The organism is Agrobacterium tumefaciens, assembly GCF_005221325.1.
Lineage (GTDB): Bacteria > Pseudomonadota > Alphaproteobacteria > Rhizobiales > Rhizobiaceae > Agrobacterium.
In genome coordinates this window covers 2,430,400-2,443,862 of record NZ_CP039888.1, presented here as the reverse complement: position 1 = coordinate 2,443,862, position 13,463 = coordinate 2,430,400, and the positions used below count along the sequence as shown (strand labels likewise).

The following is a 13,463-nucleotide window of genomic DNA, read 5'->3' as shown; positions in this document are numbered from 1 at the left end:
AAGAAACCAACTGGAGGACACCTATGCGCGCACTCATTCTGGCCCTCGCAGCCGCGACAGCACTCGCTCTGCCGGCTAAAGCCGAAACCGTCACCGTTGCCGTCACCGCCATTGTTGAACATCCGGCGCTTGACGCCGCCCGTGACGGCGTCAAGGCTGCCCTTACTGAGGCCGGTTACAAGGAAGGCGAGAACCTCAAGTTCCTTTATGAGTCCGCACAGGGCAATCCCGGCACCGCAGCGCAGATTGCGCGCCAGTTCGTGGGTGACGCGCCTGCCGTCATCGTGCCGATCTCCACGCCGTCGGCTCAGGCTGTCGTTGCGGCCACGCGCGACATTCCGGTTGTCTTCACGGCGGTTTCCGATCCGGTCGGCGCACAGCTTATCAAGAGCATGGAAAAGCCCGGCAGCAACGTAACCGGCCTTTCCGACATGCTGCCGGTTGGCGAGCACCTGGCGCTCATCAAGGAAATTTCCCCGACCGCCAAGTCCATCGGCTTCATCTACAACTCGGCTGAAGCCAATTCCGCTTCGACGCTCGCCCTGCTGAAGGCCGAAGCCGACAAGGCCGGTCTGAAGGTTGTCGAATCCGTCGCTACCAAGTCCGCTGAAGTTCAGGGCGCAACCCGCGCACTGGTCGGCAAGGCTGACGTGATCTATGTTCCGACCGACAACACCATCGTTTCCGCCTTCGAGGCGGCAGCCGGTGTAGCGAGCGAAGCGAAGATCCCGCTTTATGCCGCTGATACGGATTCCGTTGCCCGTGGCGCGGTTGCGGCCCTCGGCTTCAACTATTTCGACGTTGGCAAGCAGACAGGCGCCGTCGTTGTCCGCATCCTCAAGGGTGAAAAGCCGGGTGAAATTCCGGCAACCGTGGCTGTTGGCACCGATCTGGTGATCAACAAGAAGGTTGCCGAAAAAGTTGGCGTCACCTTCCCTGAAAGCGTCACGAAGCGCGCCACCAAGGTCATCGACTGAACCGAAACCAGACTGAATTGCGGGCGGCGGTATTTCGCCGCCCGTTTTACGTGGCACGAGATGGTGCCCGTATCCGCCTGATGGCGGCAATAACAAGGACATTACCGTGAGCCAAATCGCCTTTTGGGGTGCCGTGGAGCTGGGACTGGTCTTCGCTTTCGTGGCGATCGGCGTCTATCTCGCTTTCCGCGTACTTGATTTTCCTGACCTGACCGTGGACGGTTCGTTTCCGCTTGGCGCCGCCGTGGCCGCCGTGCTGATCATCGCCGGTCTGAATGCGTGGGTCGCGACGGCGGTTGCGATGGTTGCCGGTGCCGCTGCAGGCATGGTTACCGCAACGCTCAACGTTCGTTTCAAGATTCTGAACCTGCTTGCCTCGATCCTGACGATGATCGCGCTGTTTTCCGTCAATCTCAGGGTTATGGGAAAGCCGAATGTGGCGCTGCTCAATCAGGATACGATGATATCGCCGTTCTACGGCCTGGGCCTCTCCGAATATCTGGTGCGGCCGCTCTTCGTTGGTGCGCTGGTTCTGATCGCGGTTATTCTTGTCTGGCGCTTTCTTGAAAGCGATGCGGGCCTTGCCATGCGGGCGACGGGCGCCAATGCGCGGATGGCGCGGGCGCAGGGCGTGAAGACCGGCAACCAGATCTATCTCGGCATGGCGCTTTCAAACGCGCTGGTGGCTCTCGGCGGTGCGCTGTTTGCGCAGACCAATGGTTTTGCGGATGTGACCTCCGGTGTCGGCACCATCGTTGTCGGGCTTGCGGCCGTCATCATCGGTGAGACGCTGTTTGGTGCACGCGGCATCCTGATCGCGCTCATCGGCTGCGTCTTCGGCTCCATCGCCTATCGTCTCGCCATTCAGCTCGCTTTGTCGAGCGATGTGCTGGGTCTCAAGGCGTCCGATCTCAATTTCGTAACGGCGGTATTGGTGGCCATCGCATTGATCCTGCCGCGACTGCGCCGTGGGGGAGCAACATCGTGATTTCGCTTTCCGATATCCAGGTCGTCTTCGGACGCGGTACGCCGTTGCAAAAGCAGGCGTTGGCCAAGATCGATCTTACCATTGAAGATGGTTCCTTCGTCACCGTCATCGGCTCCAATGGTGCGGGCAAATCCACGCTTCTCGGTGTTCTGGCAGGCGATGTCCTGCCAACGGCGGGCAAGGTGATGATCGGCGGCGCCGACGTTACCCGCAAGCCGACCGCCAGCCGGGCGGGACGGGTGGCGCGCGTGTTTCAGGACCCGCTGGCGGGCAGCTGCGGTGCGCTCACCATCGAGGAAAATCTGGCGCTTGCGGCGTCTCGCGGCGAGCGTCGCGGGTTGTCGTCGGCGCTTGGACGCGGCAGGCGGGATTTCTTTAAGGAACGTATCGCCTCACTCAATCTCGGTCTGGAAAATCGTCTGAAGGACCGTATGGACCTTCTGTCCGGCGGGCAGAGACAGGCCGTTTCGCTTGTCATGGCGACGCTATCAGGCTCGGACGTGCTGCTACTCGATGAACATACGGCGGCACTCGATCCCGGCATGGCGGAATTCGTGATGGAACTGACCCGCAAGGTGGTGTCGGAGCGCAAGCTGACAACGCTGATGGTCACCCATTCCATGCGTCAGGCGCTGGATTACGGCACCCGCACCATCATGCTGCATGCCGGTGAAATCGTGCTTGACGTGTCCGGTGACAGCCGCAAGGACCTGGAGGTCGAAGACCTGATCGAGATGTTCCGCAAGATACGCGGTCAGACGCTTGACGATGACGAGTTGCTGATTGGCTGATTGTAGAAAAGGCGCCTTTCGGCGCCTTTTTATTTGCCCTCAGCGCGTTTGCGTGAAGAAAATCTTGACTGCAAAAAGCGAGAAGACGCCGGCGATGGTATAATCCAGCCCGCGCAGAACCTTCCGGTTGCGCTGCAGCCAGGCGGAGAGAACATCGGCGGCGACAACGATGCCGATACCGATCGGCAGCGCCACGATGATGGACCAGATGCCGAGGAAGATCAGCTTGCCGGTCACATGCGGATCGGTTGCGCTGACGAATTGCGGCAGGAAGGTCATGAAAAAGATGATGACCTTGGGGTTCAGCAGATTGACCCAGATACCGTTCAGCAAGGCCGACGTCAGGGAGGCTTGCGCCTTTTCACCGGTGCTTTTCACCATCACGAAATCTGAGCCTTTGCGGATCGCCTGTATAGCGAGCCAGACCAGATAGGCGGCGCCACCGGTTTTCAAAATCGTGAAGGCAGTCGGCGAGGCGACGATGAGGGCGGCTACACCAAAGGCGACCAGCATCGTGTGCACGGTGATGCCTATATTGGTCCCCACCAGCGTCATGAAGCCCGCCGCCCGGCCTTCACGCAGCGAGCGGCTGATCCAGAGCGTCATGTCAGGTCCCGGCGTCACCGCCAGAAGCAGAATGGCGATGGTGAAGGCGATCAATGTTGGCAGGCTTGGAACGAAATCCATCGCGGCACCCGTAAAATCTGGAGACTGCCGTTGCTTAACGCGGTTTCGTGTTTCTGCCAATGTTTTTGCGCGACGACGCGCCTGCGGGAAGAATAGCCGCCGCGCCCTTCTACGCACGGCGGTTGGAACTTCAGTTTTTCAGGAAGCTGGTGAAGGCGGCGGAATATTCCGTGTGCCAGCGTGAGAGCGGCGGGCGGTTCTGGACGATGTCCTGGGCTGCCCAGAGAATGCGCTTCTCATCCGTCGGGCGATCCACTTCGCCATCCGGGCAGAGAATGTAGAAATCGCCGCGGCCGATGCTTTCGACCATGAAATCGACGGTCTGTTCACCGGTCCATGCGCCTTCAGGCTTTTCCGTTCTGCCATGGGCAGTGAGGCCCGTGAAGACAAAACCGGGGATGAGGAGATGGGCGGACACCGCGGTGTTAGGCACATTGCGCAATTCGTGCTGAAGCGCTTCCGTGAAGGTTTTCACACCGGCCTTCGAGACATTATAGGCCGGATCACCCGGAGGCGTGGTGATGCCCTGTTTCGAACCTGTATTGATGATGAGCGACGGTTCGCCATGGGCGATCATGCCCTGGCCGAAGACGCGGCTGCCGTTCACGACGCCCATCAGATTGACGCCGATAATCTTTTCCCAGTTGGCCTGCGGTCCGAAGATGGCGCTGCCCGGCTGGATGCCGGCATTGTTCATGAGAACGTGGACGCGCCCGAAACGCTGGATCACGGCGCGCTCCAGTGCCTCCAGCTCATCGAGTTTCGATACATCGGTCGGGATGGCGACGATCTGCGCTTCGCCGTCCTTCGCGACGGTCAGAATATCCGCATGTGCTGCGGCGAGCTTTTCGCCATCGAGATCAACGAGCACCACGCTCATGCCGAAACCGGCGAATTTGCGGGCGGCGGCAAGTCCTATGCCGGATGCCGCACCTGTTATGACAGCGACATTATCTTCCTTGAATGCGGGGTGGATGGTCGTCATAGGTTTCTCCTTCGCGTCGTTTCTGCTGTTTCCAGCGGTTTGCAACGTTGCCTGAACCTGAGTGGCTTCATTCACGGTCTTCAAGTCGATCGCGCCGCTTTATGATAAAGCGCGAATTTTCTAAATGCATGTGACAATTGCTTCGTTCCCGTCGGCGGGACCGTTCGCCATTCATCATCATGCGCGCCCATCAATTGTTTTGTCGCTTATCTCACGGAAAATCGCTTCACACATTTCGGGTTGCACTGTAAAAGTGCCGAAATCCCAAGGAAATGGCGGTGCCCTGATGCCGTCATCATGCAGATGGACATCATTATGGCACTCCCGAAAGACGTTAAGAAAGTCGTTCTCGCCTATTCCGGCGGCCTCGACACCTCGATCATCCTGAAATGGCTTCAGACGGAACTCGGCGCTGAAGTCGTGACCTTCACCGCCGATCTCGGTCAGGGCGAGGAGCTTGAGCCGGCACGCAAGAAGGCCGAGATGCTGGGCATCAAGGAAATCTTCGTCGAGGACGTCCGCGAAGAATTCGTGCGTGATTTCGTCTTCCCGATGTTCCGCGCCAACGCCGTTTATGAAGGCGTCTATCTGCTCGGCACGTCGATTGCCCGTCCGCTGATTTCCAAGCACCTGATCGAGATCGCCAAGAAGACCGGCGCTGACGCCATCGCCCATGGCGCCACCGGCAAGGGCAACGACCAGGTCCGTTTCGAGCTTTCGGCCTATGCCCTGAACCCTGACATCAAGATCATCGCGCCCTGGCGCGACTGGTCGTTCAAGAGCCGGACCGATCTTTTGCAGTTCGCCGAGCAGAACCAGATCCCGGTTGCCAAGGACAAGAAGGGCGAGGCGCCTTTCTCCGTCGATGCCAACCTGCTGCACTCCTCTTCCGAGGGCAAGGTTCTGGAAGACCCGGCGGTGGAAGCTCCGGAATACGTGCACATGCGTACGATTTCCCCGGAAGCGGCTCCGGACAAGGCAACCGTCATCAAGGTTGGTTTCCGCAAGGGCGATGCCTGCTCCATCAACGGCGTTGAAATGTCGCCGGCGACGCTTCTCGCCACGCTCAACAATTACGGCCGTGAAAACGGCATCGGCCGTCTTGATCTGGTCGAGAACCGTTTCGTCGGCATGAAGTCGCGCGGTGTTTACGAAACACCCGGCGGCACCATTCTGCTGGCCGCACACCGCGCCATCGAATCCATCACGCTCGACCGGGGTGCAGCGCATCTCAAGGACGACCTGATGCCGCGTTATGCCGAACTCATCTATTACGGCTTCTGGTTCTCGCCGGAGCGCGAAATGCTTCAGGCGCTGATCGACAAGAGCCAGGAACATGTGGAAGGCGAAGTGACGCTGAAGCTCTATAAGGGCAATGTCATGGTGACCGGCCGCGAGAGCGAAAAGTCGCTTTATTCCGATGCGCTGGTAACCTTCGAAGACGACCACGGTGCTTACGACCAGAAGGATGCGGCTGGCTTCATCAAGCTCAACGCCCTGCGCCTGCGCACGCTCGCCAAGCGTAACCTCAGCAAGTAATTCTGCTGACGTGAGGATAATGAAACCCGCGGGCGGTGACGCCGGCGGGTTTTTTCATGTCTCTTTTCTGGAGACGATGCGGAAGCCGATGTAGCTGGCAACGGCTGTGAATTCCATCACCGGGATGATGATGCCGAAGCCGGTCACGGGCGAACCGATGAGCGAGGCGGCAGCGCCGCCCGCAAAACCAGATCCCATCTGGATAAAGCCCATCATTGCCGATGCCGAGCCGGCAATATGCGGGAAGGGGGCAAGCGCCGCCGTTACCATCGAGGGTGTCAGCAAGGCGATACCGACCGTTGCGACCGCCACGGGCCCCATGATGGACAGGAAGGACGGCGGTATCAGAAAGACTGACAGCATGATGAGCAGACCGCCTGTTCCCGAAAAACAGAGGCCGAGCATGACCGAACGGCGATCACCCAGTCGCGGTGTGATGTAGCGCAGCGCGATGGAGCCGAAGAAATAAGCGCCGGTCTGCATCAGCATGCCGATGCCGAAGGCGGTGGGTGTCATGCCGACCGTGTTGATAAGGATGAAGGTCAGCATGGTGGCCTGCGCATAAAGCGCGCCGATGGAGCCGCCGAGCACGAGGGCGGCGAGAAGAAAGCGTGGTTCGGTCAGCAAGGTGCCGTAGGCCGATAGGAGCTGGCGGGGGCGGATCAGGCTGTTGTCTGGGACCGTCGTTTCGCGCAGGAAAACCATGACGGATAAAATGCCGACGGCTCCGAGACCGGCCATCAGGAAAAACACCGATTTCCAGCCGAAAGCTGCAAGCGAAAGCCCGCCGATTGTCGGCCCCATGGCTGGGCCGACGGCCAGCATTATGCCGATGAGGTTCATGATGCTGGAGGCTTCCGCGCCGGTAAACTGGTCGCGGACGATAGCGCGTGCCACCGTCATGCCGACGGAGGCGCCAATGCCCTGAATGAGCCGGGCGAGGAGCAATACTTCTATCGTCGGGGCAAAAATCGCCAGCAGCCCGCCGCCCAGAAAGACCGAGAGGAAAACGAGGCTCGCCTTGCGCCGGCCAAAGGCATCGGAAGCAGGTCCGGCGAGCAGTTGCGCCACGGCGAAACCGGCAAAATAAAGCGAGAGGCTGAGTTTTATCGCGGATTCATTCGTGGCGAAAACCCTCGTCAATTCCGGCATGGCGGGCGTATAGATCGCCATTGAAATCGGCGCCAGCGCCGTCAGCAACGCGCCGAGAATGGCCGTGCGTTTTGTCGACATGATCGGTTCTGGCGGCATTGCGATCAGCAGCTCTGGCCCGGCTGTTCCGGCTGGAGATTGTCACGAAGCGTCTGCAGGAAGTCGCGGAAAAGCGCGACTTCTTCTTCGTTCAAGCCCCGCGTGGCGTGACGGACCAGTTCATCGATTTCCTGACGCACGGCTTCCAGCATGTTGGTGGAGTTTTTCGTCAGCACGATGCGTTTCGAGCGCCTGTCCTGCGGGTCCTGCTGGCGCTCGATAAGATCGAGGGATTGCAGCTTGTCGAGATAGGCGCAGATCGTCATGGGCTCGATGCCGAGACGGGCGGCAATATCCGACTGCTTGCTGCCATCCACGACGGCAACCGTCAGCAATGCGCGGGCTTCGCCGGGGGTCAGGCCCAGTCCGGCTTCAGAAATTCGGCGCTCAAAAGCACTGTTCAGCAGGCGTGCGCCGCTGTTCAGCAGAAATGCCAGTGAATCTTTTTCGCGTTTCGTGCCCATGCTTCGCCTTTTCGTAAGTCAGCCTTACTAAATTCCGGGCGATAATCAATGGTGCATAAATCATATTGTCGAAAATCGAGTAAAACATGCGTCAGTTCAAGTGCTGGATATTCGGCAATATAGTCGATTGCTACGCCGAAGCGAAAAAGACAGGCCTCAGGCCCTTATTCCCCCTCGTCCACCCTGCCGATAAAGAAGGTATTTTCGGTCGGCACAGGAAATGGCTGGCAAGGTCGAAATCCGTATCGTCTGTCACCATCCGGCATATTGAATTGGTAGTGGAGGCGTGCCCATATGGGCTTGAACCGGAATTGCACAAGGAAGATGAAATGCCATTGAAGACCGCGCTTTATCCTGCACTCGTTCACTGGAACGGTCATAATGGTCTGCCGAAATTCGATGCGGTCAAGGATGAGGATTTCGCGCCGGCCTTCGATGCCGCCCTTCCGTCCCACGAACAGGAAATCGATGCGATTGCCGGCAATGCGCAGGCGCCGAGTTTCGAAAACACCGTGACCGCACTCGAAATCGCCGGTGACGATCTCTCACGTATTTCATCGTTGTTCTGGAACAGGGCCGGCGCCAATACAAATGCTGTGATCCAGGCTCTTGAGCGGGAAATCGCACCGAAAATGTCACGGCATTATTCCAAGATCGGCATGAACGAGGCGCTGTTCAAGCGCATCGACACGTTGTGGGAAAAGCGCGAGGCGCTTGGGCTGACGGGCGAAGAGAGCCGCGTTCTCGAACGGCACTGGAAGGGTTTCGTGCGCTCCGGCGCCAAATTGCCCAGGGATCGGCAGGAGCGGCTGGCCGCGATCAATGAGGAGCTTGCCGGTCTCGGCGCGAAATTCGGGCAGAACGTGCTGGCGGATGAAAAGAACTGGAAGCTCTTGCTTTCCACCGAAGAAGAGCTTGCGGGCATTCCCGGTTTTCTGCGAGATGCGATGGCAGGGGCCGCCCGCGAACATGGCGAGGACGGCAAATTTGCCGTTACCCTTTCCCGCTCGATCATCGAGCCCTTCTTGACCTTTTCCGAAAGGCGCGACCTGCGCGAACAGGCCTTTAAGGCTTGGGTGGCGCGGGGTGAGAATGGCGGCGAGACCGACAATCGCGAGATCGTTCGCCGCACGCTTGAACTGCGCGAGGAGAAGGCAAAGCTTCTCGGTTATGCGAATTTCGCTGCCTATAAGCTGGATGATACGATGGCGAAGACACCGGACGCGGTAAACGGTCTTCTCGGTCAGGTTTGGGAAAAGGCCGTTCAGCGGGCGGGCGAGGAAGAGGCTGAACTTGCCGCCATCATTGCCGCGGAAGGCAAGAACCATGAGGTGCTGCCGTGGGACTGGCGGCATTATGCCGAAAAGCTCCGGGCACAGAAGTTTAATTTCTCCGAGGCGGAATTGAAGCCCTATCTGCAGCTGGAAAAGATCATCGAAGCCTGTTTCGATGTGGCAGGGCGGCTGTTTGGAATTCATGCGGTCGAAGTGAAGGGCGTTGCAGGCTATCACCCGGATGTGCGGACTTTCGAAATCCGCGACGACAAGGGCGATCTGAAGGCCATGTTCCTCGGCGATTATTTCGCCCGTCCCTCCAAAAGATCAGGTGCGTGGATGAGTTCGTTCCAGTCGCAGCACAAGCTGCCGCTGAAGAACGGCACGGTCGGTGAAATTCCGATCATCTACAATGTCTGCAATTTTGCCAAGCCGGCGGAGGGTAAGCCGGCGCTGCTTTCGCTCGATGATGCACGCACGCTGTTCCATGAATTCGGCCACGCCTTGCATGGCATGTTGTCCGATGTCACCTATCCCTCGGTGTCTGGAACCGGTGTCTCGCGCGATTTCGTCGAATTGCCGTCGCAGCTTTACGAACATTGGCTGACGGTGCCGGAAATTCTGGAAAAATACGCCCTCCACTACGAAACCGGTGCGCCGATGCCGAAGGCGTTGCTGGACAAGGTTCTGGCCGCTCAGACCTTCAATGCTGGTTTCAGCACGGTGGAATTTACCTCCTCGGCGATCGTCGATATGGCGTTCCACACCCGCGACAGCGTCGCCGATCCGATGGTGGTTCAGGGCGAGGTGCTGTCTGGCCTCAACATGCCAAAATCCATCGTCATGCGGCATGCGACGCCGCATTTCCAGCACGTGTTTTCGGGCGATGGTTATTCCGCCGGCTATTATTCCTACATGTGGTCGGAAGTTCTTGACGCCGATGCCTTTGCCGCTTTCGAGGAAACCGGCAATGCCTTTGACGGCGAGATGGCGCGGCGACTGAAGGATAATATCTATTCCGTCGGTGGTTCAATCGATCCGGAGGAGGCCTATCTCGCCTTCCGGGGCAAGATGCCAAGCCCGGATGCGATGCTTTCGAAGCGCGGTCTCCTATAAAAGACTGTCATAATTCTCAGCTAGAAACTGAGCGCAGGGGGCTTATGACATGAGCCCCCCCTTTCGCATTTGCAAAAAAAAGGTTATGAGCGCGCCAAACTAAATTGGCGTTTCTCATCAATATAGCGCCCAACCTCAGAGATTTTGAACAATGGCACTTCGCAACATCGCGATCATCGCGCACGTTGACCATGGAAAAACGACGCTCGTGGACGAGCTTCTGAAGCAGTCCGGCTCGTTCCGCGATAACCAGCGCGTTGCAGAGCGCGTGATGGATAGCAACGACCTCGAAAAGGAACGCGGTATCACCATTCTCGCCAAGGCGACCTCGGTGGAGTGGAAGGGTGTTCGCATCAACATCGTCGACACCCCCGGCCACGCCGACTTCGGCGGCGAAGTCGAGCGTATCCTGTCGATGGTGGATGGCGCGATCGTTCTGGTCGACAGCTCCGAAGGCCCGATGCCGCAGACCAAGTTCGTGGTCAGCAAGGCGCTGAAGGTTGGTCTTCGCCCGATCGTCGCGATCAACAAGATCGACCGTCCGGATGGCCGCCATGAAGAAGTCATCAACGAAGTGTTCGACCTTTTCGCGAACCTTGACGCCACCGACGAGCAGCTCGACTTCCCGATCCTGTACGGTTCTGGCCGCGACGGCTGGATGAACGTCAACCCGGAGGGTCCGAAGGATCAGGGTCTCGCACCGTTGCTCGATCTGGTTCTCGAACATGTTCCGGAGCCCAAGGTTGAAGAAGGTCCGTTCCGTCTAATCGGCACGATCCTCGAAGCCAACCCCTTCCTCGGCCGCATCATCACCGGCCGCATTGCTTCCGGTTCGATCAAGCCGAACCAGGCCGTGAAGGTGCTTGGCCAGGACGGAAAGACGATCGAAAACGGCCGTATTTCCAAGATCCTCGCTTTCCGCGGCATCGAGCGCACGGCCATCGAAGAAGCCCATGCGGGCGACATCGTTGCCATCGCCGGCCTTTCCAAGGGCACTGTCGCAGACACCTTCTGTGATCCGTCCGTCACCGAGGCGATGACCGCGCAGCCGATCGATCCGCCGACCGTTACCATGTCGTTCATCGTTAACGACAGCCCGCTGGCCGGTACCGAAGGCGACAAGGTTACGAGCCGCGTTATCCGCGACCGTCTGTTCAAGGAAGCCGAAGGCAACGTCGCGCTGAAGATCGAAGAAGCCGAAGGCAAGGATTCGTTCTTCGTGTCCGGCCGTGGCGAATTGCAGCTGGCGGTTCTCATCGAAACCATGCGCCGCGAAGGCTTCGAGCTTGCCGTTTCGCGTCCGCGCGTCGTGATGCACAAGGATGAGAACGGCACCCTCTTGGAGCCGATCGAAGAAGTCGTGATCGACGTCGATGAAGAGCATTCCGGCGTCGTCGTTCAGAAGATGTCCGAGCGCAAGGCTGAAATGGCCGAGCTTCGTCCTTCCGGCGGCAATCGCGTTCGTCTGAAGTTTTACGCTCCGACCCGTGGTCTGATCGGCTACCAGTCGGAACTGCTGACCGACACGCGCGGTACGGCCATCATGAACCGTCTGTTCCACGACTATCAGCCCTTCAAGGGCCAGATTGCCGGTCGCGTCAACGGTGTTCTCCTGTCCAACGGTTCGGGCGAAGCTGTTGCCTACGCCATGTTCAACCTGGAAGATCGCGGCCCGATGATCATCGAGCCGGGTGAAAAGGTTTACGCTGGCATGATCATCGGTATTCACACGCGCGACAACGATCTCGAAGTGAACGTGCTGAAGGGCAAGCAGCTGACCAACATCCGCGCCGCCGGCAAGGACGAAGCCGTCAAGCTGACGCCGCCGATCCGCATGACGCTCGACCGCGCCCTCTCCTGGATTCAGGAAGACGAACTGATGGAAGTGACGCCGAAGTCCATCCGTCTGCGCAAGATGTTCCTCGATGCAAACGACCGCAAGCGCTTTGAAAAGGCCAAGCTCGCAATCTGATTGCGGTTAGTCGTCACGAATTTGAAAAACCCGGCCTTGAGCCGGGTTTTTTTATGCTTTCGTTTTTATGTGTGCATGAGTCGAAAGGAGCTTGTGCGAAAGGTTAAGGATGCGTTAATTTTTCTTGGTCGTCCACATGAATAGGCTGTGGGTAAGCCTGCCGGCGTTAACCTTTATGACTGGCAAGTTTCCGTGGCCGGGGCCAGAATCGCGTTATGAAAACGTTATCCATCGATGTTCGCCGTGCCGAGCCGCATGATGCGCGCGCCATCTCCGAGGCGCACCGTCTCTCGTGGCAACAGGCCTATGCGGGGTTGATCCCGCACCGGCCGTTGACGCAAATGCTCGAGCGCCGGGGTGAAGGCTGGTGGAAGAAGGCGACCCGAGGTTCCGCCACCATGCTGGTGGTGGAAGTGGCCGGTGTGGTTGCAGGCTATGCGACGCTGGGCTTGAGCCGCGCACGCGGGCTGCCGCATGACGGCGAGATTTACGAACTTTATCTGCGGCCGGAATATCAGGGCATTGGGCTCGGCTCACTGCTGTTCACGGAGGCCCGCAGGCTGCTGACGTCGCTTGGCTGCAATGGCATCGTCGTTTGGTGCCTCGAAGACAGTGACGTCGCCAATCGGTTCTTCCGTTCGCATGGCGGCCGCGACATTGCCGAAGGCATGGAAGATTTCGGCGGCAAGTCGTTACGCAAGGTCGGTTTCGTCTGGAACTGACGGGGGAATTTTAGCACCGGTTTCATTTCTTGGCGGGCGATGCGTTATCGCTATGGCCTCAAATCGCTCATTCTGCCCTATGCGCCCAAAGCCGTGTTGCAATGCGGCGACTTTCCCAGTATCGAAAACCAAATCCAACCCGTCGAATGAGGGAAGCGAATGCGTATCGATGCAATTTCCATAGGCAAGAACCCGCCGGATGACGTGAATGTCATCGTTGAAGTGCCGGTGGGGGGACACCCGATCAAGTACGAGATGGACAAGGATGCCGGTGCGCTGATCGTCGATCGCTTCCTTTACACGCCGATGACCTATCCGGGTAACTATGGCTTCGTGCCGCACACGCTGTCCGACGACGGCGACCCGATCGATGTTCTCATCTGCAACACCCGTCCGCTGGTTCCCGGCTGCGTGATCAATGTCCGCCCTATCGGCGTGATGATCATGGAAGATGATGGCGGCAAGGACGAGAAGATCCTCGCCGTTCCGGCTCCGAAGCTGACGCGCCGTTACGACAAGGTCCACAATTACACCGACCTGCCGGAAATCACGCTGAAGCAGATCGAACATTTCTTCGAGCACTACAAGGATCTGGAGCCCGGCAAGTGGGTGAAGATGGGCGGCTGGCAGGATGTCGACGTCGCCAAGAAGCTGATCATCGAAGCTATCGAGCGTTACAAGGCACAGGGCTGATAGG

Annotated in this window: 12 protein-coding genes; 8 read left to right on the top strand and 4 right to left on the bottom strand. The window is 58.6% G+C overall.

Translation table 11 applies throughout. The annotated features are described in order from the left end of the window. Positions 1 to 23 precede the first annotated feature (23 nt). The 3 genes from CFBP5499_RS12545 (at position 24) to CFBP5499_RS12535 (ending at position 2,756) form a co-directional block, all read left to right on the top strand. Entirely contained in the window at positions 24 to 977 is a 954-nt protein-coding gene (locus CFBP5499_RS12545) for an ABC transporter substrate-binding protein (RefSeq protein WP_080827111.1), read from the top strand. A 106-nt stretch (positions 978 to 1,083) separates the two neighbouring features. Next, positions 1,084 to 1,965 carry an ABC transporter permease gene (locus CFBP5499_RS12540; protein WP_080827112.1) on the top strand — a complete coding sequence of 294 codons (882 nt, stop codon included), beginning with the start codon at positions 1,084 to 1,086 and terminating at the stop codon, positions 1,963 to 1,965. Continuing rightward, the gene (locus CFBP5499_RS12535; RefSeq protein ID WP_080827113.1) at positions 1,962 to 2,756 is read left to right on the top strand and encodes an ABC transporter ATP-binding protein; all 795 of its coding nucleotides are present in this window, start codon (positions 1,962 to 1,964) and stop codon (positions 2,754 to 2,756) included. The genes CFBP5499_RS12540 and CFBP5499_RS12535 overlap by 4 nt, the downstream gene beginning before the upstream one ends. Positions 2,757 to 2,795: 39 nt before the next feature. Here CFBP5499_RS12535 and CFBP5499_RS12530 read toward each other — a convergent pair whose 3' ends face one another. Then, positions 2,796 to 3,443 carry a LysE family translocator gene (locus tag CFBP5499_RS12530; RefSeq protein WP_080827114.1) on the bottom strand — a complete coding sequence of 216 codons (648 nt, stop codon included), beginning with the start codon at positions 3,441 to 3,443 and terminating at the stop codon, positions 2,796 to 2,798. 130 nt (positions 3,444 to 3,573) lie between these two features. Continuing rightward, positions 3,574 to 4,428, bottom strand: a complete 855-nt coding sequence (locus CFBP5499_RS12525; RefSeq protein WP_080827115.1) for an SDR family NAD(P)-dependent oxidoreductase — start codon at positions 4,426 to 4,428, stop codon at positions 3,574 to 3,576. Between the two features lie 315 nt (positions 4,429 to 4,743). Here CFBP5499_RS12525 and CFBP5499_RS12520 point away from each other — a divergent pair, with 315 nt between their 5' ends. Further along, positions 4,744 to 5,967, top strand: a complete 1,224-nt coding sequence (locus CFBP5499_RS12520) for an argininosuccinate synthase (protein WP_080827568.1) — start codon at positions 4,744 to 4,746, stop codon at positions 5,965 to 5,967. 54 nt (positions 5,968 to 6,021) lie between these two features. Here the strand turns inward: CFBP5499_RS12520 and CFBP5499_RS12515 are convergent, their stop codons facing one another. Then, complete coding sequence (locus tag CFBP5499_RS12515) at positions 6,022 to 7,218, bottom strand: multidrug effflux MFS transporter (RefSeq protein WP_175416714.1); 1,197 nt, start codon at positions 7,216 to 7,218, stop codon at positions 6,022 to 6,024. Between the two features lie 5 nt (positions 7,219 to 7,223). After that, positions 7,224 to 7,682, bottom strand: coding sequence for a MarR family winged helix-turn-helix transcriptional regulator (locus CFBP5499_RS12510; protein WP_080827116.1), 459 nt, complete (start codon positions 7,680 to 7,682; stop codon positions 7,224 to 7,226). Between the two features lie 329 nt (positions 7,683 to 8,011). On the opposite strand from CFBP5499_RS12510, the gene CFBP5499_RS12505 reads away from it, so the two are divergent. The 4 genes from CFBP5499_RS12505 to ppa all read left to right on the top strand — a co-directional run bounded on the left by CFBP5499_RS12505 (position 8,012) and on the right by ppa (position 13,459). Continuing rightward, positions 8,012 to 10,072 carry a M3 family metallopeptidase gene (locus tag CFBP5499_RS12505; RefSeq protein WP_080827117.1) on the top strand — a complete coding sequence of 687 codons (2,061 nt, stop codon included), beginning with the start codon at positions 8,012 to 8,014 and terminating at the stop codon, positions 10,070 to 10,072. Positions 10,073 to 10,223: 151 nt separating this feature from the next. Then, a complete protein-coding gene (gene typA, locus CFBP5499_RS12500; protein ID WP_080827118.1) occupies positions 10,224 to 12,044 on the top strand; it encodes a translational GTPase TypA in 1,821 nt (606 codons plus the stop codon). 215 nt (positions 12,045 to 12,259) lie between these two features. After that, on the top strand, positions 12,260 to 12,766 hold the full coding sequence (locus CFBP5499_RS12495; RefSeq protein ID WP_080827119.1) for a GNAT family N-acetyltransferase: 507 nt from the start codon (positions 12,260 to 12,262) through the stop codon (positions 12,764 to 12,766). 159 nt (positions 12,767 to 12,925) lie between these two features. Next, complete coding sequence (gene ppa, locus CFBP5499_RS12490; protein ID WP_080827120.1) at positions 12,926 to 13,459, top strand: inorganic diphosphatase; 534 nt, start codon at positions 12,926 to 12,928, stop codon at positions 13,457 to 13,459. Positions 13,460 to 13,463: the final 4 nt, after the last annotated feature.